This is a genomic window from Thermovenabulum gondwanense (assembly GCF_001601575.1).
Lineage (GTDB): Bacteria > Bacillota > Thermosediminibacteria > Thermosediminibacterales > Thermosediminibacteraceae > Thermovenabulum > Thermovenabulum gondwanense.
The window spans coordinates 1-20651 of sequence record NZ_LOHZ01000046.1; the positions used below are offsets into that span (position 1 = coordinate 1).

Annotated in this window: 39 protein-coding genes; all 39 read right to left on the reverse strand. The window is 43.6% G+C overall.

From position 1 onward, the window contains the following. Positions 1 to 202: 202 nt before the first annotated feature. Positions 203 to 1117 carry a thioredoxin-disulfide reductase gene (gene trxB, locus ATZ99_RS11205; protein ID WP_068749362.1) on the reverse strand — a complete coding sequence of 305 codons (915 nt, stop codon included), beginning with the start codon at positions 1115 to 1117 and terminating at the stop codon, positions 203 to 205. Between the two features lie 190 nt (positions 1118 to 1307). Continuing rightward, on the reverse strand, positions 1308 to 1697 hold the full coding sequence (gene rpsI, locus ATZ99_RS11210; protein WP_068749325.1) for a 30S ribosomal protein S9: 390 nt from the start codon (positions 1695 to 1697) through the stop codon (positions 1308 to 1310). A 21-nt stretch (positions 1698 to 1718) separates the two neighbouring features. Further along, positions 1719 to 2153, reverse strand: a complete 435-nt coding sequence (rplM, locus tag ATZ99_RS11215) for a 50S ribosomal protein L13 (protein WP_068749326.1) — start codon at positions 2151 to 2153, stop codon at positions 1719 to 1721. A 56-nt stretch (positions 2154 to 2209) separates the two neighbouring features. After that, the gene (gene truA, locus ATZ99_RS11220; RefSeq protein WP_068749327.1) at positions 2210 to 2944 is read right to left on the reverse strand and encodes a tRNA pseudouridine(38-40) synthase TruA; all 735 of its coding nucleotides are present in this window, start codon (positions 2942 to 2944) and stop codon (positions 2210 to 2212) included. A 12-nt stretch (positions 2945 to 2956) separates the two neighbouring features. Next, on the reverse strand, positions 2957 to 3754 hold the full coding sequence (locus tag ATZ99_RS11225; protein WP_068749328.1) for an energy-coupling factor transporter transmembrane component T family protein: 798 nt from the start codon (positions 3752 to 3754) through the stop codon (positions 2957 to 2959). Further along, the gene (locus ATZ99_RS11230; protein WP_068749329.1) at positions 3741 to 4610 is read right to left on the reverse strand and encodes an energy-coupling factor transporter ATPase; all 870 of its coding nucleotides are present in this window, start codon (positions 4608 to 4610) and stop codon (positions 3741 to 3743) included. Before ATZ99_RS11230 ends, ATZ99_RS11225 begins: the two co-directional genes overlap by 14 nt. Then, a complete protein-coding gene (locus ATZ99_RS11235; RefSeq protein WP_068749330.1) occupies positions 4595 to 5425 on the reverse strand; it encodes an energy-coupling factor transporter ATPase in 831 nt (276 codons plus the stop codon). Before ATZ99_RS11235 ends, ATZ99_RS11230 begins: the two co-directional genes overlap by 16 nt. Positions 5426 to 5480: 55 nt before the next feature. Further along, positions 5481 to 5813, reverse strand: coding sequence for a 50S ribosomal protein L17 (gene rplQ / locus ATZ99_RS11240; RefSeq protein ID WP_068749331.1), 333 nt, complete (start codon positions 5811 to 5813; stop codon positions 5481 to 5483). A 28-nt stretch (positions 5814 to 5841) separates the two neighbouring features. Continuing rightward, on the reverse strand, positions 5842 to 6792 hold the full coding sequence (locus ATZ99_RS11245) for a DNA-directed RNA polymerase subunit alpha (protein ID WP_068749332.1): 951 nt from the start codon (positions 6790 to 6792) through the stop codon (positions 5842 to 5844). A gap of 46 nt (positions 6793 to 6838) precedes the next feature. After that, a complete protein-coding gene (gene rpsD / locus ATZ99_RS11250; protein ID WP_068749333.1) occupies positions 6839 to 7465 on the reverse strand; it encodes a 30S ribosomal protein S4 in 627 nt (208 codons plus the stop codon). A 21-nt stretch (positions 7466 to 7486) separates the two neighbouring features. Next, positions 7487 to 7867, reverse strand: a complete 381-nt coding sequence (rpsK, locus tag ATZ99_RS11255; protein ID WP_068749334.1) for a 30S ribosomal protein S11 — start codon at positions 7865 to 7867, stop codon at positions 7487 to 7489. Between the two features lie 23 nt (positions 7868 to 7890). Next, positions 7891 to 8262 (reverse strand): 30S ribosomal protein S13, encoded by a 372-nt coding sequence (gene rpsM, locus ATZ99_RS11260; protein ID WP_068749335.1) that lies wholly within the window; start codon positions 8260 to 8262, stop codon positions 7891 to 7893. A 15-nt stretch (positions 8263 to 8277) separates the two neighbouring features. Beyond that, positions 8278 to 8391: a 50S ribosomal protein L36 gene (gene rpmJ, locus ATZ99_RS11265; protein WP_068749336.1), complete on the reverse strand. Its 114-nt coding sequence runs from the start codon at positions 8389 to 8391 to the stop codon at positions 8278 to 8280. Between the two features lie 20 nt (positions 8392 to 8411). Then, positions 8412 to 8630 carry a translation initiation factor IF-1 gene (gene infA, locus ATZ99_RS11270; protein WP_068749337.1) on the reverse strand — a complete coding sequence of 73 codons (219 nt, stop codon included), beginning with the start codon at positions 8628 to 8630 and terminating at the stop codon, positions 8412 to 8414. Between the two features lie 7 nt (positions 8631 to 8637). After that, positions 8638 to 8940, reverse strand: coding sequence for a KOW domain-containing RNA-binding protein (locus ATZ99_RS11275; protein WP_068749338.1), 303 nt, complete (start codon positions 8938 to 8940; stop codon positions 8638 to 8640). Positions 8941 to 8952: 12 nt separating this feature from the next. Beyond that, positions 8953 to 9699, reverse strand: coding sequence for a type I methionyl aminopeptidase (gene map / locus ATZ99_RS11280; protein ID WP_068749339.1), 747 nt, complete (start codon positions 9697 to 9699; stop codon positions 8953 to 8955). Continuing rightward, positions 9696 to 10349: an adenylate kinase gene (locus tag ATZ99_RS11285; protein ID WP_068749340.1), complete on the reverse strand. Its 654-nt coding sequence runs from the start codon at positions 10347 to 10349 to the stop codon at positions 9696 to 9698. The genes map and ATZ99_RS11285 overlap by 4 nt, the downstream gene beginning before the upstream one ends. A gap of 12 nt (positions 10350 to 10361) precedes the next feature. Then, positions 10362 to 11618 (reverse strand): preprotein translocase subunit SecY, encoded by a 1257-nt coding sequence (gene secY / locus ATZ99_RS11290; RefSeq protein ID WP_068749341.1) that lies wholly within the window; start codon positions 11616 to 11618, stop codon positions 10362 to 10364. Next, positions 11618 to 12058 carry a 50S ribosomal protein L15 gene (gene rplO / locus ATZ99_RS11295; RefSeq protein ID WP_068749342.1) on the reverse strand — a complete coding sequence of 147 codons (441 nt, stop codon included), beginning with the start codon at positions 12056 to 12058 and terminating at the stop codon, positions 11618 to 11620. The genes secY and rplO overlap by 1 nt, the downstream gene beginning before the upstream one ends. Positions 12059 to 12088: 30 nt before the next feature. After that, positions 12089 to 12586: a 30S ribosomal protein S5 gene (gene rpsE / locus ATZ99_RS11300; protein ID WP_068749343.1), complete on the reverse strand. Its 498-nt coding sequence runs from the start codon at positions 12584 to 12586 to the stop codon at positions 12089 to 12091. Positions 12587 to 12603: 17 nt separating this feature from the next. Then, positions 12604 to 12969: a 50S ribosomal protein L18 gene (rplR, locus tag ATZ99_RS11305; RefSeq protein ID WP_068749344.1), complete on the reverse strand. Its 366-nt coding sequence runs from the start codon at positions 12967 to 12969 to the stop codon at positions 12604 to 12606. A gap of 19 nt (positions 12970 to 12988) precedes the next feature. Next, positions 12989 to 13528, reverse strand: a complete 540-nt coding sequence (gene rplF / locus ATZ99_RS11310) for a 50S ribosomal protein L6 (RefSeq protein WP_068749345.1) — start codon at positions 13526 to 13528, stop codon at positions 12989 to 12991. Between the two features lie 26 nt (positions 13529 to 13554). Then, positions 13555 to 13953, reverse strand: a complete 399-nt coding sequence (rpsH, locus tag ATZ99_RS11315) for a 30S ribosomal protein S8 (RefSeq protein ID WP_068749346.1) — start codon at positions 13951 to 13953, stop codon at positions 13555 to 13557. Positions 13954 to 13976: 23 nt separating this feature from the next. Further along, entirely contained in the window at positions 13977 to 14162 is a 186-nt protein-coding gene (locus ATZ99_RS11320; RefSeq protein WP_068749347.1) for a type Z 30S ribosomal protein S14, read from the reverse strand. Between the two features lie 17 nt (positions 14163 to 14179). Further along, positions 14180 to 14719 carry a 50S ribosomal protein L5 gene (gene rplE, locus ATZ99_RS11325; RefSeq protein ID WP_068749348.1) on the reverse strand — a complete coding sequence of 180 codons (540 nt, stop codon included), beginning with the start codon at positions 14717 to 14719 and terminating at the stop codon, positions 14180 to 14182. 24 nt (positions 14720 to 14743) lie between these two features. Next, entirely contained in the window at positions 14744 to 15067 is a 324-nt protein-coding gene (gene rplX / locus ATZ99_RS11330) for a 50S ribosomal protein L24 (protein WP_068749349.1), read from the reverse strand. Between the two features lie 15 nt (positions 15068 to 15082). Further along, on the reverse strand, positions 15083 to 15451 hold the full coding sequence (gene rplN, locus ATZ99_RS11335; protein ID WP_068749350.1) for a 50S ribosomal protein L14: 369 nt from the start codon (positions 15449 to 15451) through the stop codon (positions 15083 to 15085). Positions 15452 to 15475: 24 nt separating this feature from the next. After that, a complete protein-coding gene (rpsQ, locus tag ATZ99_RS11340) occupies positions 15476 to 15733 on the reverse strand; it encodes a 30S ribosomal protein S17 (RefSeq protein ID WP_068749351.1) in 258 nt (85 codons plus the stop codon). Between the two features lie 16 nt (positions 15734 to 15749). Beyond that, positions 15750 to 15959 (reverse strand): 50S ribosomal protein L29, encoded by a 210-nt coding sequence (gene rpmC / locus ATZ99_RS11345; RefSeq protein WP_068749352.1) that lies wholly within the window; start codon positions 15957 to 15959, stop codon positions 15750 to 15752. Continuing rightward, complete coding sequence (gene rplP / locus ATZ99_RS11350) at positions 15949 to 16383, reverse strand: 50S ribosomal protein L16 (protein WP_068749353.1); 435 nt, start codon at positions 16381 to 16383, stop codon at positions 15949 to 15951. The genes rpmC and rplP overlap by 11 nt, the downstream gene beginning before the upstream one ends. Then, a complete protein-coding gene (rpsC, locus tag ATZ99_RS11355) occupies positions 16355 to 17050 on the reverse strand; it encodes a 30S ribosomal protein S3 (protein ID WP_068749354.1) in 696 nt (231 codons plus the stop codon). The genes rplP and rpsC overlap by 29 nt, the downstream gene beginning before the upstream one ends. A gap of 2 nt (positions 17051 to 17052) precedes the next feature. Continuing rightward, complete coding sequence (gene rplV, locus ATZ99_RS11360) at positions 17053 to 17391, reverse strand: 50S ribosomal protein L22 (protein WP_068749355.1); 339 nt, start codon at positions 17389 to 17391, stop codon at positions 17053 to 17055. Positions 17392 to 17416: 25 nt separating this feature from the next. Continuing rightward, on the reverse strand, positions 17417 to 17701 hold the full coding sequence (gene rpsS / locus ATZ99_RS11365) for a 30S ribosomal protein S19 (protein ID WP_068749356.1): 285 nt from the start codon (positions 17699 to 17701) through the stop codon (positions 17417 to 17419). A 21-nt stretch (positions 17702 to 17722) separates the two neighbouring features. Beyond that, a complete protein-coding gene (gene rplB, locus ATZ99_RS11370) occupies positions 17723 to 18550 on the reverse strand; it encodes a 50S ribosomal protein L2 (protein WP_068749357.1) in 828 nt (275 codons plus the stop codon). A 32-nt stretch (positions 18551 to 18582) separates the two neighbouring features. Further along, the gene (gene rplW, locus ATZ99_RS11375) at positions 18583 to 18873 is read right to left on the reverse strand and encodes a 50S ribosomal protein L23 (protein WP_068749358.1); all 291 of its coding nucleotides are present in this window, start codon (positions 18871 to 18873) and stop codon (positions 18583 to 18585) included. Continuing rightward, positions 18873 to 19496, reverse strand: a complete 624-nt coding sequence (rplD, locus tag ATZ99_RS11380; RefSeq protein ID WP_068749359.1) for a 50S ribosomal protein L4 — start codon at positions 19494 to 19496, stop codon at positions 18873 to 18875. Before rplD ends, rplW begins: the two co-directional genes overlap by 1 nt. Before the next feature lie 29 nt (positions 19497 to 19525). Beyond that, positions 19526 to 20158 carry a 50S ribosomal protein L3 gene (gene rplC, locus ATZ99_RS11385; protein ID WP_068749360.1) on the reverse strand — a complete coding sequence of 211 codons (633 nt, stop codon included), beginning with the start codon at positions 20156 to 20158 and terminating at the stop codon, positions 19526 to 19528. 25 nt (positions 20159 to 20183) lie between these two features. Beyond that, complete coding sequence (gene rpsJ / locus ATZ99_RS11390) at positions 20184 to 20492, reverse strand: 30S ribosomal protein S10 (protein ID WP_068749361.1); 309 nt, start codon at positions 20490 to 20492, stop codon at positions 20184 to 20186. 35 nt (positions 20493 to 20527) lie between these two features. Further along, the coding region (locus tag ATZ99_RS11730; RefSeq protein WP_083947271.1) for an EF-Tu C-terminal domain-related protein at positions 20528 to 20651 on the reverse strand (124 nt) is incomplete at its 5' end.

Below are 20651 nucleotides of genomic sequence, written 5' to 3' on the forward strand. Positions count from 1 at the left end.
TATTTCCATAAAGACCTCACCTTCCTGTTGAGTTTTTTAACTCATCCTTTGGGAGGATGGTGAGGTCTTTTTTCTACATTTTTTCTGCTTTTTCCTCCTTTTCGACCTAAAAATATTTTACACTATCATTAATTTTTCATAGGCTTTATTTATACATTTATTTTAAAACCCTACGCAAAAATTATGCGTAGGGCCGAGGGGATTATCGTCTTTCTTCTATATATTTTTCTGCCGAAACCGCAGCTATAGCACCATCGGCAGCAGCAGTTATAACCTGCCTTAAAGACTTTTCCCTGATGTCTCCCGCGGCAAAAATACCCGGAACATTGGTGGCCATATTTTCGTCGGTAATAATATAGCCTCTTTCGTTAAGGTTTACAAGCCCTTTTACTATACCGGAATTCGGCTCCCATCCAATAGCTACGAAAACGCCATCGGTAGGATAGGAAATGATTTCCCCGGTCTTAATATTTTTTACCACAATTTCCTCAACCGCTTCTTGTCCCTTTACCTCTTCTACCACCGAATCCCACAAAAATTTTATTTTTTCATTGGAAAAGGCTCTTTCCTGAAGTATCTTGGTAGCCCTCAGTTCATTTCTCCTGTGCACTACCGTTACACTTTCTGCAAATTTTGTTAGGTAAAGGGCTTCTTCTATTGCAGAGTCTCCTCCACCTACAACTACTACCTTCCTGTCCGTGTAAAATGCGCCATCACAGGTGGCACAATAGGAGACGCCCCTGCCGGTAAATTCCTTCTCGCCTTTAACCATCAGCTTTCTGGCTTCAGCGCCCATTGCAAGGATCACCGCGTTTGCCTCTAATTGTTCATTTTTCAATTCTACGATAAATCTACCATCCTTTGGAATTATCCTTTGAGCCTCTCCATTAACGAATTTTGCTCCGAACCTTTCTGCCTGCATTTTCATCGCTTCGGTAAGTTCCATTCCGCCAATACCTTCCACAAACCCCGGATAATTCTCAATCCTGTCGGTAATAGCCGCCTGTCCACCGGCATACATCTTTTCCACAACTAATGTCTTTAGTCTTGCCCTTGCTCCGTAAATTGCTGCTGAAAGCCCTGCGGGACCTCCGCCTATAATTATAAGATCGTAGATCATTTTTATCCCCCTTTTTAATTATTTATTTATTAATTTTAACCTTTTATTTATTTTAATTACCCTTTGCCTATAATTATATACCAATAAAAACCTGTAAAATAGTTTTTCTGAAAATAATTTAATATATACTTAATTGTCAATTTTTTATCTTTTTAATTTAAAGAAAAAAGAAGGACTCCGTCCTTCTTTAACGTTTTGAGAATTGCGGGGCACGGCGTGCTTTTTTGAGCCCGTACTTTTTCCTTTCCACCATTCTCGGGTCCCTGGTTAATAGTCCTTCCTTGCGCAATACCGGTTTAAAAGACTCGTCAATTTGAAGCAGCGCCCTTGCAATACCATGGCGTACAGCTCCCGCCTGGCCGGTAAATCCACCACCCTCTACCTTTGCCATCACATCAAATTTTCCAAGAGTATTGGTAACTGCAAAGGGTTTTAAAACCTCCTGCCTTAAGGTTTCTAATGTAAAATACTCTTCAAAAGGCCTTTTGTTAATAGTAATCTGCCCGTTCCCCGGTTTTATCCAAACCCTTGCCACCGAGGTCTTTCTCCTGCCGGTGGTTAAGATAGCATCTTTCATCCTCTCGCTCCTTTCCTCCTATTATCCTTCAAAGGGTAATTCCTTTGGCTGCTGGGCTTGATGCGGATGTTCAGGCCCTCTGTAAACCCTTAACTTTTTAATCATCTTTCTGCCCAGGGAATTGTGAGGCAGCATGCCCCAGATCGCTTTATATACAGCCTTTTCCGGAGCTCTCTTTAAAAAGCTCCTATAGGTTTCAGCTTTTAATCCACCGGGATACATTGAATGGCGGTAATAAATCTTTTTGTCCAATTTTTTACCTGTTAAAATTACTTTCTCCGCATTCACTACAATAACGTGATCCCCGGTATCCACATGGGGAGTATATATAGGTTTGTGCTTTCCTTTCAAAATTTTTGCCACCTGAGCTGCAAGCCTTCCAAGAGGTTTATCAGCGGCATCTATTATATACCATTCGCGTTTAATCTCACCTTTTTTTGCCATGAAGGTTTTCATTATATCCCTCCTTAATCACAAGGTTATTTTATTAACTTTTTTTTTCAATGTCAAGCTCAATCGTAAATTACTTTCTCAAGGAACAATCCGTTGGCCGGCAGAGTAGGGCCCGCTCTTTTCCTGTCCTTTGATCTAATTATATCCGGAATTTCGCTCGGTTCTATTTTTCCAATTCCCACCATCAAAAGAGTTCCCGCAATGATTCTTACCATATTGTATAAAAATCCGTTAGCTTCGATTTCTACCGTTATCAGATCCTTTTCCTTTGTAATCTCCAGCCTTTTTACAGTTCTGACCGTATTTTTTACGCTGCTTTGAGAAGACATAAATGCGGAAAAATCGTGTTCACCTACAAAGCTTTCTGCCGCCTTCTTCATTGAAGGTATAAGAACATTGCAGGGAAAAAAGTAGCTGTAGTTCCTGTAAAAGGGCGATAAATACTTAGAGTTGTAAATATTATAGGTATACACCTTGGATTTTGCGCTGTACCTTGCGTGAAAATCTTCGGGAACGATTTCGGCACTTTTTACGACGATATCCGGTGGTAACTGGCTGTTTATGGCATAGGGCAATCTTTCCACAGGAATGCGGGTGTTTGTATGAAAATTTGCCACCTGCCCTCTTGCATGAACGCCGGCATCCGTCCTGCCCGCTCCAATTAATTTTATTTCTTCACCGGTAATTTCCCCTATGGCCTTTTCCATTACTTCTTGAACCGTTAAGGAATTTTTTTGTTTCTGCCACCCGTGGTAATTTGTACCATCGTATTCTATTTCTATTTTAATATTCATTGATTTTGCCACCTACCACAAAAACCTGCTGGCAACACATCCTCCCACCATTACCGCTGTAATCATAAACGCCAGTACATCATTTGCAGTCATTTTCAGTTCTTTCATCCTGGTCCTGTTTTCTCCACCCTTATAACATCTCGATTCCATGGCCATTGCCAGTTCATCCGCACGCCGGAAGGCACTTACAAAAAGGGGGACTAATATAGGCACAAGACTTTTAGCCCTGTTTATTATATTTCCGCTTTGAAAATCAGCACCCCTCGCCATCTGCGCCTTCATAATTTTATCCGTTTCTTCCAAAAGTGTAGGAATAAAACGTAATGCAATGGTCATCATCATCGCCAGCTCATGGGCAGGTACTCCTACGCCCTTAAAGGGTTTTAAAAGGTATTCTATCCCATCGGTCATCAATATAGGAGAGGTGGTCAAGGTTAAGAGTGACGTACCGACTATCAGAAATATCAATCTTAAAGCCATAAAAACACCCTGATAAAGCCCCTCATAAGTAATATCAAAGGGCCCTATCTCGTACAATATCCTTCCCTTTATCATAAAAATATTCAATACAAAGGTCAGTAAAATTATAAAAAGCAATGGCCTTAAGCCTTTGATCATGTACTTTATAGATATTTTCGAATACAGGGCTGAAAGTATTATAAAAATAGCAGGGAATATATACCCAGAAAAATCATTTATTACGAACAGCACTATCATGAACACAAAGGTTATTATTATTTTGGTCCTGGGGTCCAGCCGGTGGATAAAGGAATCTCCGGGAATGTACTGCCCTATGCTAAGCTCGCGCATAGCCTTTCCCCCTTATTACTTTTAAAATGGCCTTTTTTGCTTCCTCCACGGTGAGCACATCCGTTGGTACATCCCATCCTCTTTCCCTCAGGCGGTACATAAGATGAGTAATCTGAGGAACATCGAGGCCTATGGAAGAAAGGCCTTCCCGGTCCTTAAAAATCTCCTTCGGGGTTCCGCACTTTACCAACTGGCCTCTGTGAAGAACCGCAATTTTATCCACCAGCCTTGCAATATCTTCCATGCTGTGAGATACGAGAATAATAGTCATTTCATACTTTTTCCTGAGATAGACTATTTCTTCTAATATCTCATCCCGCCCCTTTGGGTCAAGACCTACAGTTGGTTCATCCAGTACAAGGACTTTGGGTTTCATAGCCAGGACTCCGGCTATTGCCACCCTTCTCATTTGCCCACCGCTCAATTCAAAGGGAGACCTATCCTTTACCTCCCGGTAATCCAATCCCACGGCCTCTAAAGCATCTTTTACCCTTATCGTTATCTCCTCTTCCGTGAGCCCCATATTTTTTGGTCCAAAAGCTACGTCTTTTTCCACAGTTTCTTCGAAAAGCTGGTGTTCGGGGTATTGAAAAACCAACCCTATCTTTTGCCTGATTTCTTTTAGATTTACCTTTTTATCGGCAATGTTAACGCCATCAATTATAATCTCTCCGGAAGTAGGTCTTAAAAGACCGTTCAAATGTTGAATTAGCGTTGATTTTCCGGAACCGGTATGCCCTATTAACCCCCAAAATTCACCATCGCTTATTTCCCAGTTAATGTCTTTTAATGCTACGGATTCAAACGGCGTCCCGGGCATATATATATGTGAAAGGTTTTTTATAATAATCGGCATAAACATTCCACCATTTCGTCTATTGTCAAAATATCGCCTCTTACATCCAGGCCTTCTGCCCGAAGACTGTTAGCCAGCTCCGTAACCTGGGGTACATCCAGGCCAATTTGTTTTAACCTTTCCACCTTTGAGAAGATATCCTTTGGGCTTCCTTCCATTACAATTTTGCCCTTTTCCATAACGAAAACCCTATCGGCTTGAACCGCTTCTTCCATAAAGTGGGTAATGAGTATGATGGTTTTATTCTCTTCCCGGTTCAGTTTTTTTATCGTGTTGTTAACTTCCCTTCTCCCCACGGGGTCAAGCATAGCAGTAGGCTCATCCAGAATGATGTAATCGGGTTTCATTGCAAGAATTCCTGCTATTGCAACCCTCTGTTTTTGGCCGCCGGATAAGAGATGGGGGGCTTTATGGGCGTATTCATAAAGCTCCACGGTTTTCAGAGCTTCATATACCCTTTTCCTGATTTCTTCGGGTGGGATTCCCAGATTTTCCGGGCCAAAGGCCACATCTTCCTCTACTATTGTAGCCACTATTTGATTGTCAGGATTTTGGAAAACCAAACCCGCTTTCTGCCTTATATCCCAAATCCTATCCTTATCCCTGGTATTTAATCCGTCTACCCATACATCACCTTCCGTGGGGGTAAAAAGGCCGTTAAACAATTTTGCAAGGGTAGACTTTCCAGACCCATTGGGCCCTATAATAGCTACGAATTCTCCCTTTTTTATTGTTAAATTTATTTCCTTCAGGGCAAGATCTTTACTTTGAGAGTACTGGTAGAAAACATTTTCCAGCCTGATTTCGGCGGCCATTGTAAAGCCCCCTTTACCATATATAAAAGCTCTCCTGGTCCTTCCAGAGAATTTTTTATATTAATTCCAGAACCACCAGTTCCGCGGAGTCTCCCCTTCTCGGTCCGATTTTTACTATTCTCGTGTAGCCGCCATTTCGGTCCTGGTATTTTGGAGCAATTTTATCAAAAAGTTCTTTTACCGTGGTTTCATCAAGAACCTCTGCCAGCACCAATCTCCTGGATGCAAGATCGTTTTTCTTCGCTGTTGTAATTATTTTTTCCGCAATACTCCTTACTTCCTTAGCTCTCGTCTCGGTGGTAATTATCCTGCCGTGTCTTAAAAGGGATGTTACAAGATTGCGGAGCATCATTTTTCTGTGTCCGCTATCCCTGCCCAATTTTCTCATTTCTCTTCCCTCCTTACTTTTGCTCCTCTTATGCGTCTTCTGATTTTTTCAATGAAAGATTCAATGCTGCGAGTTTTTCTTCCACTTCCTCCAAGGATTTCTTACCCAGGTTTCTTACCTTCATCATATCTTCAGGTGTTTTCTGGATAAGTTCTCCTATGGTGTTTATTCCCGCCCTCTTCAAACAGTTATAAGAGCGGACGGACAAATCCAGTTCTTCTATCGGCATTTCAAGAAGTTTTTCCTTTTCATCCTTTTCCTTTTCTACCGGAGCTTCCACTTTTTTCGTCATCTCCGATAGTCCTGTAAACAATCCAAAGTAATTTATCAGGATTTTTGCGGCTTCGCTAACCGCCTCATCGGGTTTGATCGTGCCATTTGTCCATACTTCCAAGGTTAGCTTATCATAGTCCGTAACATAGCCTACACGGGTATGTTCCACCGTATAATTCGCCTTGATTACAGGTGTGAAGATTGAATCAATGGGTATTACTCCAATTGGTTGCCCGGGTTTTTTGTTTTTCTCTGCGCTGACATAGCCCTTTCCTTTTTCAAGGGTAAGTTCCGCAAAGAATCTCGCATCTTTTTCAAGAGTTGCAATGTGGTGATCCTTATTCACTATTTCCACATCCGCATCGCATATAATATCCTTAGCTGTGACTTCTCCTTCTCCCTGAGCTTCGATTCTGAGAATCTTTGGTTCATCCGTATACATCTTAATTGCCAATCCTTTTATGTTAAGGATAATTTCTACCACATCTTCCAGAACTCCTGGAATTGTGGAAAATTCGTGCTGAACTCCGTCTATCTTTATTGATGTTACTGCTGCACCGGGTATTGATGAGAGCAAGACCCTTCTGAGAGAATTGCCAAGGGTTGTGCCGTAGCCTCTTTCCAGGGGCTCGATTACCAATTTTCCGTAGGTATTATCCTCGCTGACCTCAACCAATTCTATCCTTGGCTTTTCAAATTCATTCATAATGTTCTATTTACCCTCCTTGCTAAAAAATCCACCGAGGGCTTAATTATTTGGAGTAGAGCTCTACTATCAGGTGCTCCTGCACCGGTATATCGATATCTTCTCTATTGGGTACCCTTAATACCTCTCCCGTAAGCGTATCGTAATTCACCGACAGCCAATCGGGCACTATTCTTGTTCTGCCCAGTTCGGCTATTTCTTTGAAAAATTCAAGATCCCTGCTCTTTTCCCTTACCGCTATTATGTCTTTTGCTCTTACCTGATAGGAAGGTATTGTTACCTTTTTCCCGTTCACTTCAATGTGTCCGTGCCTTACAATCTGTCTTGCCTGAGTCCTGGATTTAGCAAATCCCAATCTGTAAACCACATTATCCAGCCTTAACTCTAATAGCCTTAAAAGGTTTTCACCCGTAACGCCTTTTTGTCTGGTAGCTCTTTCGAAATAAATTCTGAACTGATTTTCCAGAACCCCGTATATTCTTTTAGCCTTTTGCTTTTCACGGAGCTGTATTCCGTATTCGGAAAGCTTCTTTTTAACCTGCCCGTGCTGACCGGGAGCATAACCGCGGCGCTCAATAGCGCACTTGGGAGTATAGCAGCGTTCTCCCTTTAAATATAGCTTAATACCTTCTCTGCGGCATTGACGGCAGGATGGTCCGGTATATCTTCCCATTCTGATCCCTCCTTAAAATTGTTATACTCTTCTTCTCTTAGGTGGCCTGCAGCCGTTATGGGGTATGGGAGTAACATCTTTAATCACAGTGATTTCAAGCCCTGCTGCTTGAAGCGACCTTATGGCAGCTTCCCTTCCTGGTCCGGGCCCTTTTACATACACTTCCACGGTTTTTAACCCGAAATCTGCTGCTTTTTTTGCAGCTGCTTCAGCGGCTAACTGAGCAGCAAAAGGTGTACCCTTTCTTGACCCTTTGAATCCTACCGTGCCTCCACTCGCCCAGGTCAAAGGATGACCTGCCTCATCGGTTATGGTTACGATAGTATTATTAAAGGTTGAATGAATATGAGCCTTCCCCTTTTCTACGCGTTTTTTATCCTTGCGCCTTTTCACAACAGCCACTTTTTATTCACCCCCGCTAAAAATTATTTGCTTCGCCTTGTGCCTACCGTCTTGCGCGGTCCTTTTCTCGTCCTCGCATTTGTTCTTGTTCTCTGTCCGCGCACCGGTAAGCCTCTTCTATGCCTTATTCCCCTGTAGCATCCAATTTCTATTAGCCTTTTGATGTTCATGGCGACTTCTCTTCTCAAATCGCCTTCGACTTTGTAGTTTTTCTCGATAATATCCCTTAATTTGCTGATTTCCTTTTCTGTTAAATCCTTTACCCTGGTATCGGGATTTACATTGGCTTCTTTCAAAATTTTATTGGAAAGGCTCCTGCCAATACCGTAGATATATGTCAGTGCAATTTCTACCCTTTTATCTCTGGGTAAATCCACACCCGCTATACGCGCCATTCACTTAAACCTCCTTTAACCCTGTCTTTGTTTGTGCTTGGGATTTTCGCAGATTACCATAATTCTGCCTTTTCTCTTTATTATCTTACACTTTTCGCAAATCTTCTTGACAGATGGTCTCACCTTCATGTCTCGTTCCTCCCTCACCCTTACTTGTGTCTGTATATTATCCGTCCCCGTGTAAGATCGTACGGCGAAAGCTCCACTGTCACTTTGTCTCCAGGTAAAATTCGTATATAGTTCATCCTTATCTTACCCGAAACGTGTGCAAGAACCTTATGCCCGTTTTTAAGTTCAACCCTGAACATGCCGTTAGGTAAAGGTTCCACTACGGTACCTTCCACTTCTATAACATCTTCCTTAGACATATAAGCCCTACTCCCCTCCTTTGGAACCCTTGATTTCACCGGGTTTTCCTGTAAGTTCTTCGAGGGCTCGTCGTATTTCTTCATTGTAAACCTTTCTATTATTCATTAATTTTTCGTAAATAAATCCGTCCTTTTTGCCGGTAAGCTGCAGATGCTTTAGTTTTTTCTTTTTGGGCTTTTCTATCCGCCGAAGTTCACCATCGGCGACAAGGACGTACTCGTTATCTATTATTTTTACTACAATCATGGGTCTCCCTTTATCTCTTCCAGCCTTCGATATCACCAGTTGACCTAATTCTACTTCCGGCATACAAGCACCTTCCTAACCTAAGGTTAAAATCTCGGGTTCTCCGTCCGTTATAGCTATGGTATTTTCGTAGTGAGCGGATAAGCTTCTGTCCTTCGTTACCACCGTCCATCCGTCTATCAGCGTCTCCACTTCATATCCACCCACATTCACCATAGGCTCTATGGCTAAGGTCATCCCTTCTCGAAGGCGCGGACCCTTGCCGGGAGGCCCGAAGTTTGGCACCTGGGGTTCTTCGTGCATTTTCCTCCCTATACCGTGCCCAACGTAATCTCTTACCACCGAAAAATTGTGTCTTTCCACATAGCTTTGAATGGCATGGGATATATCCGACAGCCTGTAATCGGGGGTAGCGTATTTTATACCCTCAAAAAAGCTATTTTCGGTTACCATTATCAATTTTTTTGCCGTTTCCGATATTTCTCCTACAGGATACGTCCTGGCAGCATCCGCACAGTACCCATCTACCACCGCGCCCACATCTATACTAATAATATCACCATCTTTTAGGAATCTTAAACCAGGAATTCCATGAACTACCTCTTCGTTAATCGAAGAGCAAATGGTTGCCGGATATCCCCTGTAACCTTTGAATGCCGGAATGGCATTGTATTTTTTAATGATATCTTCCGCGATCCTGTCGAGTTCTACTGTGGCGATTCCGGGCTTAATGGCCTTTTTAATCTCTTCCAGAACCTTTGCTACCACTTTCCCGGCCTTTTTCATTAAATCAATTTCCCTTTTTGATTTAATGATTATCATCGTTTTTCGCCTCTTAAAAGGCTTATTAATTCTTCGAAAACTTCGTCTATGGGTTTTGTACCGTCAATGGATATTAAAAGCCCTTCTTTTTCGTAATATTGTATCAATGGTTTTGTCTCATCTTCGTATACGCTTATCCTTTTTTCCACAGTTTCCTTTTTATCATCCGCCCGTATTATGAGCTCGGAGCCGCATTTATCACAGGTATTTCCCCTCGAAGGAGGGTTGTATCTTACATGGTAGGTGGCACCGCATCTTGTACAAACCCTTCTGCCGGTAAACCTTTCGATCAATTCTCCCTTAGGTACATCAAAATAAATTACCGCATCGAGCTTAGTATTTTTTTCATCCAGTAACTTTTTCAATCCCTCAGCCTGATTTATAGTCCGTGGAAAGCCGTCCATAACAAAACCTTTACGGCAATCGGGCTTTTCTAAACGTTCATTAATAATACCCATTATTAAGTCATCTGGTACCAGAAGACCTTTTTCCATATATTCCTTTGCTTTTAGCCCGAGGGCAGTTCCCTCACTGACCGCAGCTCTTAAAATGTCGCCCGTGGAGATATGAGGAATTCCATAGTAGTCCGATAGCTTTTTAGCTTGCGTACCTTTCCCCGCTCCGGGAGGCCCCAGCAACACAAGATTCATTAATCTCATCTCCTATTTCAAGAAGCCCTCGTAATGTCTCATTATCATCTGGGCTTCGATTAATTTCATAGTCTCCAAAGCAACACCCACGACTATTAAAAGCGCAGTACCGCCAAAGTAAATATTCAGGGCCGTCACTCCCGTAATGATATACGGCAAAATCGCAATTGCTGCCAGAAAGAGGGCTCCGATAAGCGTGATCCTGCTCATGATTTTATCCAGGTATTCGGCAGTAGGTTTACCCGGTCTCATACCCGGAATAAATCCACCGTATTTTTTCATATTCTCGGCAATATCCGCCGGATTAAAAGTAACCGCCGTGTAGAAATAGGTGAAAAATACTATTAGCGCGGCATAAAGGGTCGCATATACCCATCCGCCGGGTTTAATGGCATTAGCTATGGAGACGGCTACCCGGCTGTTGGGGAAAAATCCTGCTATGGTGCTGGGTGTCAGGAGGATGGACATCGCGAATATAACCGGTATAACCCCTGCGGCGTTTAACTTCATGGGTATATGTGTGGATTGACCTCCGTAAACCCTTCTACCCACTACCCTTTTAGCGTACTGCACCGGTATCCTTCTTTCCGCCTGCTGGACAGCTACTACCCCGACGATAACCGCAACGGCAAAAACAGCGAAAATCAATACCATGAATATATTTGTGGTACCTACACGCACGTACTGAAATACCTGGTAAATACCGCTGGGTAATCTCGAAACAATGCCGGCGAAAATAAGGAGTGAAATCCCGTTTCCGATACCTTTATCCGTTATTTGCTCGCCAACCCACATTAAAAATGCGGTCCCGGCCGTTAAGCTTATTACTACGATAAGGCTCCCGAAAAATCCCCTGTACACCAGAGCGCTCCTGAATCCAATGGCAAGACCTACTGCCTGGATAAGACCCAGGATAACCGTTCCGTAGCGGGTATATTTGGCCAGCTCCTTTCTGCCCGCTTCACCTTCCTTAGCAAGTTCCTCCCATTTGGGAATAATGATGGTCAAAAGCTGAACTATGATGGATGCGTTAATGTAGGGAGTGATACTCATTGCAAATACCGAAAACTGTTTAAAAGCCCCACCGGCTATTATATCAAAAAATCCCAGTAAAGCACCCTTTTCAATAAGTTGCTTTACCGCTTCCGGGTTCATCCCCGGGACGGGGACGAAAGCCCCTATTCTGAAAATCACCAGCATCAAAAGGGTAAACTGAAGTCTTTTTCTTAAATCCGGGATTTTCCAAGCGTTCCTGAGGGCATCCAGCATTATATCACCTCGGCTTTGCCACCGGCAGCCTCAATCTTCTCGATAGCGGATTTTGAAAAAGCATGGGCTACCACTTCTAATTTTTTTGTTAATTCCCCATCACCAAGGATTTTTACTCCATCTCTAATTGTTTTAATAATGCCTTTTTCGATGAGCATTTCCGGCGTAACCCTTGTATTATCCTCAAAATCGTTCAATGCTTTAACATTTACCACCACAAATTCCTTTTTGAATACATTTGTGAATCCCCTTTTGGGAATCCTTCTATAAAGGGGCATCTGACCGCCTTCAAACCCCGGTCGTACTCCGCCGCCCGTTCTTGCCTTTTGTCCTTTGTGACCGCGGGTAGCAGTTTTACCGTGCCCGGAACCAATACCCCTACCCACTCTTTTGGCTTTTTTGTTCGAACCTTCTGCAGGCCTAAGATCATGTAGCCTCATTAAAACACCTCCTTGCAATTAAATCCCTTATTACCCTAAGATCTCCTTCAGGCTTTTCCCTCTTAATCTTGCCACATCTTCAGGGCGTTTAAGTTGTTTTAAGGCATCCATAGCCGAATCCACCATGTTTTTGGCATTATTTGAGCCGAGGGACTTGCTTACGACGTTCCTTATTCCGGCCAATTCCAGAACAGCCCTCACAGGACCACCCGCAATTACACCCGTTCCTTCAACGGCAGGTTTAATCAAAACCTTGCCTGCCCCGGATTCTCCTATTACCTCATGGGGAATGGTTCCATTTATAACCGGTACATCAATCATGTTTTTCTTGGCATTTTCTATGCCTTTTCTTATCGCATCGGGTATTTCGAGAGCTTTTCCCGTGCCTACTCCCACTTTGCCGTTTTTATTGCCCACTACCACAAGAGCTGCAAACCTGAAGTTTTTGCCACCTTTTGTAACTTTCGAAACCCTTTTTATGGTGACCACTTTTTCCACAAATTCTTCTACTTCCCGACCCTTTTGCATTCTCTAACCTCCTCCTTTTAAAATTCGAGGCCCGCTTCCCTGGCCGCATCTGCCAAAGCTTTTACCTTGCCGTGATATAAATATCCGCCCCTGTCAAAGGCTACCTTGGTGATACCTTTTTCCAGGGCTCTTTTTGCTATTAATTCGCCGACCATTCTGGCTGCTTCCACATTGCATCCCGTAACCTTATCCTTCAGCTCAGGATCAAGGGTGGAAGCGGCTACAAGGGTATGACCAATTTCATCATTTATTATTTGAGCGTATATGTGTTTTAAGCTCCTGAAAACGCTTAGTCTTGGTCTTTCCGCTGTGCCGAAAAGCCTTTTTCTGATCCTGCGATGGCGCTTCTTCCGTGCCTCATTTCTCGATTCTTTAATAATCATAACCTACCCTCCTTAATGCTTATTTAGCACCGGCCTTACCGACTTTTCTCCTCACTACTTCGTTTTCATATCTGATGCCCTTCCCTTTGTAAGGTTCGGGTTCCTTAACCTTTCTTATGTTAGCGGCCGTAATGCCTACAAGCTCCTTATCTATTCCTTTCACGATAACCTTATTCTGTGCGGGCACTTCAAATTCAATACCTGCGGGAGCTTCAATTTCTACCGGATGGGAGTACCCCACAGTTAGTACCAATTTATTTCCCTGCTTTGCCGCTCTGTAGCCCACGCCTTCCAGCACCAGGCTCTTTTGGTACCCGTTTACAACGCCGTTTACCATATTGGCAATGATGGTTCGGGTAAGTCCGTGGAGCGCTTTATGCTCTTTTTCATCGGAAGGCCTTTCAACAATTACCTTTCCGTCCTCCATCTTTATCGTCATGCTTTTATGAAATTCTTTTGTTATGGTTCCTTTGGGGCCTTTTACCGTTACCTTGTTGCCTTCAATCTTAACTTCTACATTTTTCGGTATTTCCACAGGCTTTTTGCCTACTCTGGACATTTCTTAGCACCTCCCTTGCATATAGATTACCATACGTAACAAATTACTTCGCCGCCTACTCCCTCTTGTCTTGCCTTTTTATCGGTCATTATTCCCTTGGATGTGGAAAGAATAGCTATTCCAAGACCGTTCAATACCTTTGGAATCTGATCCTTTCTAACGTATATCCTTAAGCCGGGTTTTGAGATCCTTTTAATACCGGTAATTACCTTTTCCTTATTGGGTCCATATTTGAGATGTATTTTAAGGATTCCCTGCTTACCATCTTCAATGACCTCAAAGTCCTGAATGTAACCCTCGTCCTTCAAGGTCTGCGCGATAGCCTTCTTTATCTTTGAACACGGTACCTCCACATTTGAATGGCCCGCGTCATTTGCATTCCTTATTCTGGTCAGCATATCAGCAATTGGATCCGTAATTGCCATTTAAATACCTCCTTTCGTCGCAATTACCAACTGGCCTTTTTCACTCCCGGGATTTCTCCCCTGTGAGCAAGCTGCCTGAAGCACAACCTGCAGATACCAAATTTCCTTAAATACGCCCTTGGCCTTCCGCAAATCTTGCACCTGTGGTAATATCTGGTGGAAAATTTTTGAGGCCTTTTCTGTTTAGCTATAAGGGATTTTTTTGCCATTATTCCCCGCCTCCTTTCTATCGAGCAAATGGCATTCCGAGATTTTGCAAAAGCTCCCTGGCTTCCTCATCGGATTTTGCCGTTGTCACTATAGTAATATCCATGCCCCTTATTTTGTCAATCTTATCGTAATCAATTTCCGGGAAAATCAACTGCTCTTTTATTCCCAGGGTGTAATTTCCTCTACCGTCAAAGGCATCGGGAGAAACTCCCTTAAAGTCGCGAACCCTGGGTAAGGCGACGTTAAAAAGTTTATCCAGAAAATCGTACATCCTTACACCGCGAAGGGTCACTTTCGCGCCGATTGGCATTCCTTTACGTATTTTGAAGGATGCAATGGACTTCTTCGCTTTTGTAACTACGGGCTTTTGTCCGGTTATTACGGCTATATCGTTGCAGGCCGACTCGATTGCCTTGGGATTTTCTTTTGCGTCACTTATTCCCATGTTTATCACTACTTTTTCCAAGCGGGGAACCTGCATCACCGATTTATAATTGAATTTTTTCATAAGCGCTGGTACCACTTCGTTTTCATATTTTTCTTTAAGTCTGGGCATTGAATTCCCTCCTTTCAGCTATGGTTATTTATCTATTACTTCATTACATTTTTTGCATACCCTTACCTTTGTACCGTCCTCCAAAAATGTATGCCCAACTCTTGTGGGTTTGCCGCATTTCGAGCAAACTATCATCAATTTTGATGTATAAACAGGAAGTTCCTGGTGTATTATTCCGCCCTGCGGGAACTTGGGGGAAGGCTTTTTATGCTTCGTAGCCATATTTACACCTTCAACTATGGCACGGCTTTCCTTGGGGAACACCCTTAAAACCTTTCCCTTTTTCCCCTTATCTTTGCCCGATATGACAACTACCGTATCCCCTTTTTTGATATGGACCTTACCCACGTTTTACACCTCCCACTATAAAACTTCGGGCGCTAAGGAAATAATTCTTGCAAAATTCCTATCCCTTAACTCCCTGGCTACCGGGCCGAAAATTCTCGTTCCTTTTGGGTTTAAATCCTCATTTATTATGACCGCCGCATTATCATCAAACCTTATATATGAACCATCGGGTCTTCTTTTGGGAGCCCTGGTCCTTACTATTACTGCTTTAACCACATCCCCTTTTTTTACCATTCCGTCGGGAGCAGCATCTTTTACCGATGCCACTATTATGTCGCCAACTCCAGCAAATTTTCTGTTGGAGCCCCCTAAAACTCTGATGCACATTATTTCCTTTGCTCCGGTATTATCGGCTACATTGAGTCGGGTCTGTACCTGTACCATGCTCTAACCCTCCTTCCATAGAAATTACTGGGCTCTTTTAATTATTTCCACCAATCTCCATCTCTTTGTTTTACTTAAAGGCCTGGTTTCCATAATTTTTACGATATCACCCACGCGGCATTCGTTGTTTTCGTCATGGGCCTTGAATTTCTTTGTCCTTTTTATGGTTTTGCCGTAAAGAGGGTGCCTTATTAATTTTTCCGTAGCTACCACGATGGTTTTATCCATTTTATCGCTGACCACTACGCCGATCCTGACTTTCCTTTTATTTTTACTTTCCATCGTATCCCTCCTTTTATCATGCTTTCTGAGCCTTCGCCTGTCTTTCCCTTTCGGTCATTATGGTTTTTATTCTCGCTATGGTCTTTTTGACCTCTCTTATCCTCATGGGATTATCCAACTGTCCTACTGCCTTTTGAAATCTAAGGTTGAACAGTTCACCCTTCAACTCCTTTAACTTTTGAACCAGTTCCTGATCCGACATTTCTCTTATCTGTTTAGCCTTCATTTACATCACCGCCCAATCCTTCACGCTTTACTATTTTCGTCTTTATCGGCAGTTTGTGTGCGGCTAAGGTCAGCGCCTCCTTGGCCGCTTCTTCCGATACGCCCGACAGCTCAAAGAGTATTCTGCCCGGCTTTACAACAGCTACCCAGAACTCCGGGGACCCCTTACCGCTTCCCATACGGGTTTCCGCAGGTTTTTTAGTAACCGGTTTATCGGGGAATATTTTTATCCAAACCTTTCCGCCTCTTTTTACGTACCTTGTAATGGCAACCCTGGCAGCTTCTATTTGTGCACTCGTAATCCACGCAGGCTCTAATGCCTGAAGCCCGTATTCGCCGTAAGTTACTTCCGTTCCTCTCGTAGCCTTGCCCTTTATCCTGCCTCTTTGCTGCTTTCTATACTTCACTCGTTTCGGCATTAACATTTTCTACCGCCCCTCCTTCTGCCGTCCTTTCACCTTTTGCTTTGGGAAGGACGTCGCCTTTGTATATCCAAACCTTAACGCCGATCCTGCCGTAGGTGGTATGAGCTTCCGCAAAACCGTAACTAATATCGGCCCGCAATTTTTGCAAGGGGATCGTGCCTTCTCTGTACCATTCGGACCTTGCTATTTCAGCGCCTGCCAATCTACCGCTGACCATTGTCTTAACACCTTTGGCACCGGCTTTAAAAGCCCTGGCAATTACCTGTTTCATTGCTCTTCTGTAGGATATACGCCTATCTATCTGGGCCGCAATACTTTCAGCTGCTAACTGAGCATCCAGATCCGGATTTTTTATTTCTATGACATTAATGGAAACCTGCTTTTTGGTCATGGATTCCAGCTCCACCCGGAGTTCCTCAACTCCCGTTCCACCCTTGCCGATAACCATTCCGGGTTTTGCTGTATGGATTATTACCTTTACCCTGTTTGCAGCCCTTTCTATTTCGATTTTTGAAACCCCGGCCTGATAAAATTTCGTTTTAATATATTTTCTTATATTGAAATCTTCCAGTACCAGGTCCGAAAAATTTTTCTCGGCGTACCAGCGCGAATCCCAATCCCTTATAATTCCAACTCTTAATCCATGAGGGTGTACTTTTTGACCCAAAATTATCCCTCCTTTTCCTTCAAAACTACGGTAATATGACTGGTTCTCTTTCGTACCATTGCCGCCCTGCCCATCGCTCTCGCATGGAACCTTTTCATCATTGGTCCCTGATCGGCATAACATTTATATATATAGAGAGCATCGGGGTTCATGTTGTGATTATTCTCAGCGTTGGCTATTGCCGAGCGCAATAATTTTTCAACAATCCTGGAAGCCCTCTTGGGAGTGAATTGCAAAATCGACAGGGCTTCCTGAACACTTTTGCCCCTTATCAGATTAAGGACTATCCTTACCTTTCTTGGGGCTATGCGGACATATCTTGCTTGTGCCCTGGCCTCCACTTTTTTTACCTCCTTTACAACCTTTTTACTTCAGGGCTGTGGACTTTTCTGTATGAGCTCCATGACCTCTGAAGGTGCGCGTGGGTGCGAATTCGCCTAATTTATGCCCTACCATATCCTCGGTAATGTAAACCGGTACATGCTTTTTGCCGTCATGCACTGCTATGGTGTGTCCTACCATTTCCGGTATTATCGTGGAATCCCTTGACCAGGTTTTAATAACCTTCTTTTCCCTTTTTTCATTCATAGCCTTTATTTTCTTCAAGAGCTTGGGATCAACAAATGGTCCCTTTTTAACAGAGCGCCCCATCACCTGCGCCTCCTTTCCACCTTATTTGCGACGTTTCACTATAAACTTATCCGATGCCTTGTGCTTCTTACGCGTCTTGTAACCGAGAGTGGGTTTACCCCAGGGAGTAACCGGATGCTCGCGGCCAATTGGCGCCTTACCCTCACCACCACCGTGGGGATGGTCTACCGGGTTCATTGCAGAACCACGGACGTGCGGCCTTCTCCCGAGCCATCTTGAGCGTCCGGCCTTACCGATAGATATATTTTCATGTTCCAAGTTTCCTACCTGGCCTACGGTAGCTCTGCATTCTTCGGGAATGAGCCTCATTTCCCCGGAGGGAAGGCGTAAAGTAGCGTAACCATTTTCCTTTGCCATGATCTGTGCTGCAGCTCCGGCTGCCCTGACCAGCTGACCACCCCTGCCCGGATACAATTCGATGTTGTGAACCATTGTACCAACGGGAATGTTGGCAAGGGGCAGGGCATTCCCGGGTTTAATATCCGCATTTGGCCCCGATTCCACTATATCTCCTACCTTTAAACCCACCGGTGCCAGGATATACCTTTTTTCTCCATCCCTGTAATTAAGGAGTGCTATCCTTGCAGAACGGTTGGGATCGTATTCAATCGCAACCACTTTTGCCGGAACCCCATCCTTATCCCTCTTAAAATCTATTATTCTGTACTTCCTCTTATGGCCGCCGCCTCTATGCCTTGCAGTGATTCTGCCCTGCATGTTGCGGCCGGCCTTTGACCTCAGTATTTCTACCAAGGATTTTTCGGGCTCTTTCTTTGTTATTTCTTCAAAGGTGGATACTGTCATGAATCTAACACCCGGCGAAGTGGGTTTGAATTTTTTTATGCCCACCTTTTTTCCCTCCTTTTTATCAGACTATCTTTTTACAGGCTTTCAAAGAATTCTATAGGTTTACTGTCCTTCTTAAGAGTAACAATGGCCTTTTTCCAGTCGGGTCTTTTACCTTCGTGTACCCCAACCCTCTTCTTTTTACCGCGCACATTTATCGTGTTAACCTTTTCTACCTTTACGCCAAAAATCGTTTCGATAGCATTTTTAATTTCCGTCTTATTGGCTCTGGGATGAACGACAAAGGTGTATTTCCCGAGTTCTCTTAAAGCCATTGATTTTTCTGTAATCCACGGTCTTAAGATTATATCGTGGGGATCCTTCATCAGGCGTACACCTCCTCGACCTTTTTTACCGCATCCAGTGTCATGATAAGAGTTTCATGGTTTAGTAAATCGTATACGTTTATGGTATCTACGGTTATAGTTTTTACCCCTGGTATATTCCTCGCCGACCTCTGTACATTTAAATCCGGCGAATCCAAAACGATAAGGGATTTTTTATCAGCCTTTAAATTTTCCAGAACCTTTACCATTACTTTGGTCTTGGGCTGTTCGATTTCCAGTTTATCTACAACTATAATCTCGTTGTCCCTGACCTTTGCGCTCAAGGCAGATTTTAAAGCTACCCTCTTTAATTTTTTGGGAAGCCGGTATTTATAAGAACGCGGTTTTGGGCCGAAAACGATACCGCCTTTAATCCAGAGGGGAGACCTGATACTGCCGTGTCTTGCCCGGCCGGTTCCCTTTTGTCTCCAGGGTTTTCTTCCTCCGCCCGTTACCTCGCCTCTCGTTTTAGTGGAAGCCGTTCCGAGCCTTTGATTGGCCAAGTAGTTAACCACTACCTGATGCATTACTTCCGGCTTAACTTCCTGCCCAAAAACGCTGTCTGCCAGTTCCACTTCTCCAATTCTTTCTCCTTGCATGTTATATAATGCAACCTTTGGCATTGGGCTCCTCCTTTCTATACTACTTAGTCCTATTTACCGCCCTTTACTGTGGATTTTATATATAGAAGTGATTTTTTAATACCGGGTACCGAACCCTTTACGAGCATAATATTTCTTTCAGGATCCACCTTAACTATTTCAAGGTTCTGCACCGTTACCCTTTCGTGTCCCAAATGCCCCGGCATCCTCTTTCCTTTAAATACCCTTTCGGGATCCGTGGCACCGCCCGAGCCGGGCCTCCTGTGGTACATTGAACCGTGGGACATGGGTCCCCTGTTGAAATTCCACCTTTTGACACCACCGGCAAATCCTTTACCGATGGATATACCGGTTACATCCACTCTATCGCCGGGTTTAAAAATATCCACCTTTATTTCGTCGCCTACGTTGTATTTATCCATTTCATCTATTTTTATTTCCCTGATATATTTTTTCGGTTTCAGCTGATATTTTTTGAATTGACCCAGCAATGGCTTTGTTAACCTGTTTTCTTTTACATCCACAAAACCAACTTTTAAAGCCTCGTAGCCATCGTTTTCCACCGTTTTCTTCTGAACCACCACACACGGTCCCGCTTCAATGACGGTTACCGGTACGGCTTCCCCTTTTTCGGTAAAATACTGGGTCATTCCCAATTTTCTTCCGAGTATTGCCTTTTTCATTCCTTTCCACCTCCCATCTTACGGATTACAGTTTTATTTCAATGTCCACTCCTGCAGGTAGATCCAGTTTCATCAATGCATCCACTGTTTTATTCGTGGGTTCGTGAATATCTATCAATCTTTTGTGAGTTCTCATCTCAAACTGTTCGCGGGAATCCTTGTATTTATGCGGAGCTCTTAAAATAGTGATAAGGCTTCTCTCCGTGGGCAGTGGAATGGGGCCCGATACCTTGGCCCCCGTGCGTTTTGCCGTTTCGACTATCTTCTGGGCTGATTGATCAAGAATCCCGCTGTCATAGGACTTTAATCGAATTCGTATCTTCTGTCGGGCCACTTTGCTCCCTCCTTGCATAAAAGTGAGTACTCTTTTTATTCGATGATCTCGGTTACTACGCCGGCACCTACCGTCCTGCCACCCTCACGAATAGCAAACCTTAATCCCTCTTCTATAGCTATCGGTGATATCAGCTCTATCTCCATCACTATGTTGTCT

What these genes read in the sequence shown, in the direction of transcription:
- rpsI (WP_068749325.1), bottom strand. Translation starts at nt 1,697, where the DNA reads ATGAAAGATGCTATCTTAACCACCGGCAGGAGAAAGACCTCGGTGGCA.
- rplM (WP_068749326.1), bottom strand. Translation starts at nt 2,153, where the DNA reads ATGAAAACCTTCATGGCAAAAAAAGGTGAGATTAAACGCGAATGGTAT.
- truA (WP_068749327.1), bottom strand. Translation starts at nt 2,944, where the DNA reads ATGAATATTAAAATAGAAATAGAATACGATGGTACAAATTACCACGGG.
- ATZ99_RS11225 (WP_068749328.1), bottom strand. Translation starts at nt 3,754, where the DNA reads ATGCGCGAGCTTAGCATAGGGCAGTACATTCCCGGAGATTCCTTTATC.
- ATZ99_RS11230 (WP_068749329.1), bottom strand. Translation starts at nt 4,610, where the DNA reads ATGCCGATTATTATAAAAAACCTTTCACATATATATATGCCCGGGACG.
- ATZ99_RS11235 (WP_068749330.1), bottom strand. Translation starts at nt 5,425, where the DNA reads ATGGCCGCCGAAATCAGGCTGGAAAATGTTTTCTACCAGTACTCTCAA.
- rplQ (WP_068749331.1), bottom strand. Translation starts at nt 5,813, where the DNA reads ATGAGAAAATTGGGCAGGGATAGCGGACACAGAAAAATGATGCTCCGC.
- ATZ99_RS11245 (WP_068749332.1), bottom strand. Translation starts at nt 6,792, where the DNA reads ATGAATGAATTTGAAAAGCCAAGGATAGAATTGGTTGAGGTCAGCGAG.
- rpsD (WP_068749333.1), bottom strand. Translation starts at nt 7,465, where the DNA reads ATGGGAAGATATACCGGACCATCCTGCCGTCAATGCCGCAGAGAAGGT.
- rpsM (WP_068749335.1), bottom strand. Translation starts at nt 8,262, where the DNA reads ATGGCGCGTATAGCGGGTGTGGATTTACCCAGAGATAAAAGGGTAGAA.
- rpmJ (WP_068749336.1), bottom strand. Translation starts at nt 8,391, where the DNA reads ATGAAGGTGAGACCATCTGTCAAGAAGATTTGCGAAAAGTGTAAGATA.
- infA (WP_068749337.1), bottom strand. Translation starts at nt 8,630, where the DNA reads ATGTCTAAGGAAGATGTTATAGAAGTGGAAGGTACCGTAGTGGAACCT.
- ATZ99_RS11275 (WP_068749338.1), bottom strand. Translation starts at nt 8,940, where the DNA reads ATGCCGGAAGTAGAATTAGGTCAACTGGTGATATCGAAGGCTGGAAGA.
- map (WP_068749339.1), bottom strand. Translation starts at nt 9,699, where the DNA reads ATGATAATCATTAAATCAAAAAGGGAAATTGATTTAATGAAAAAGGCC.
- ATZ99_RS11285 (WP_068749340.1), bottom strand. Translation starts at nt 10,349, where the DNA reads ATGAATCTTGTGTTGCTGGGGCCTCCCGGAGCGGGGAAAGGTACGCAA.
- secY (WP_068749341.1), bottom strand. Translation starts at nt 11,618, where the DNA reads ATGCTGGATGCCCTCAGGAACGCTTGGAAAATCCCGGATTTAAGAAAA.
- rplO (WP_068749342.1), bottom strand. Translation starts at nt 12,058, where the DNA reads ATGAGGCTACATGATCTTAGGCCTGCAGAAGGTTCGAACAAAAAAGCC.
- rpsE (WP_068749343.1), bottom strand. Translation starts at nt 12,586, where the DNA reads ATGCAAAAGGGTCGGGAAGTAGAAGAATTTGTGGAAAAAGTGGTCACC.
- rplR (WP_068749344.1), bottom strand. Translation starts at nt 12,969, where the DNA reads ATGATTATTAAAGAATCGAGAAATGAGGCACGGAAGAAGCGCCATCGC.
- rplF (WP_068749345.1), bottom strand. Translation starts at nt 13,528, where the DNA reads ATGTCCAGAGTAGGCAAAAAGCCTGTGGAAATACCGAAAAATGTAGAA.
- rpsH (WP_068749346.1), bottom strand. Translation starts at nt 13,953, where the DNA reads ATGGCAATTACGGATCCAATTGCTGATATGCTGACCAGAATAAGGAAT.
- ATZ99_RS11320 (WP_068749347.1), bottom strand. Translation starts at nt 14,162, where the DNA reads ATGGCAAAAAAATCCCTTATAGCTAAACAGAAAAGGCCTCAAAAATTT.
- rplE (WP_068749348.1), bottom strand. Translation starts at nt 14,719, where the DNA reads ATGCCCAGACTTAAAGAAAAATATGAAAACGAAGTGGTACCAGCGCTT.
- rplN (WP_068749350.1), bottom strand. Translation starts at nt 15,451, where the DNA reads ATGGTACAGGTACAGACCCGACTCAATGTAGCCGATAATACCGGAGCA.
- rpsQ (WP_068749351.1), bottom strand. Translation starts at nt 15,733, where the DNA reads ATGGAAAGTAAAAATAAAAGGAAAGTCAGGATCGGCGTAGTGGTCAGC.
- rpmC (WP_068749352.1), bottom strand. Translation starts at nt 15,959, where the DNA reads ATGAAGGCTAAACAGATAAGAGAAATGTCGGATCAGGAACTGGTTCAA.
- rplP (WP_068749353.1), bottom strand. Translation starts at nt 16,383, where the DNA reads ATGTTAATGCCGAAACGAGTGAAGTATAGAAAGCAGCAAAGAGGCAGG.
- rpsS (WP_068749356.1), bottom strand. Translation starts at nt 17,701, where the DNA reads ATGGGGCGCTCTGTTAAAAAGGGACCATTTGTTGATCCCAAGCTCTTG.
- rplW (WP_068749358.1), bottom strand. Translation starts at nt 18,873, where the DNA reads ATGAAGGATCCCCACGATATAATCTTAAGACCGTGGATTACAGAAAAA.
- rplD (WP_068749359.1), bottom strand. Translation starts at nt 19,496, where the DNA reads ATGCCAAAGGTTGCATTATATAACATGCAAGGAGAAAGAATTGGAGAA.
- rplC (WP_068749360.1), bottom strand. Translation starts at nt 20,158, where the DNA reads ATGAAAAAGGCAATACTCGGAAGAAAATTGGGAATGACCCAGTATTTT.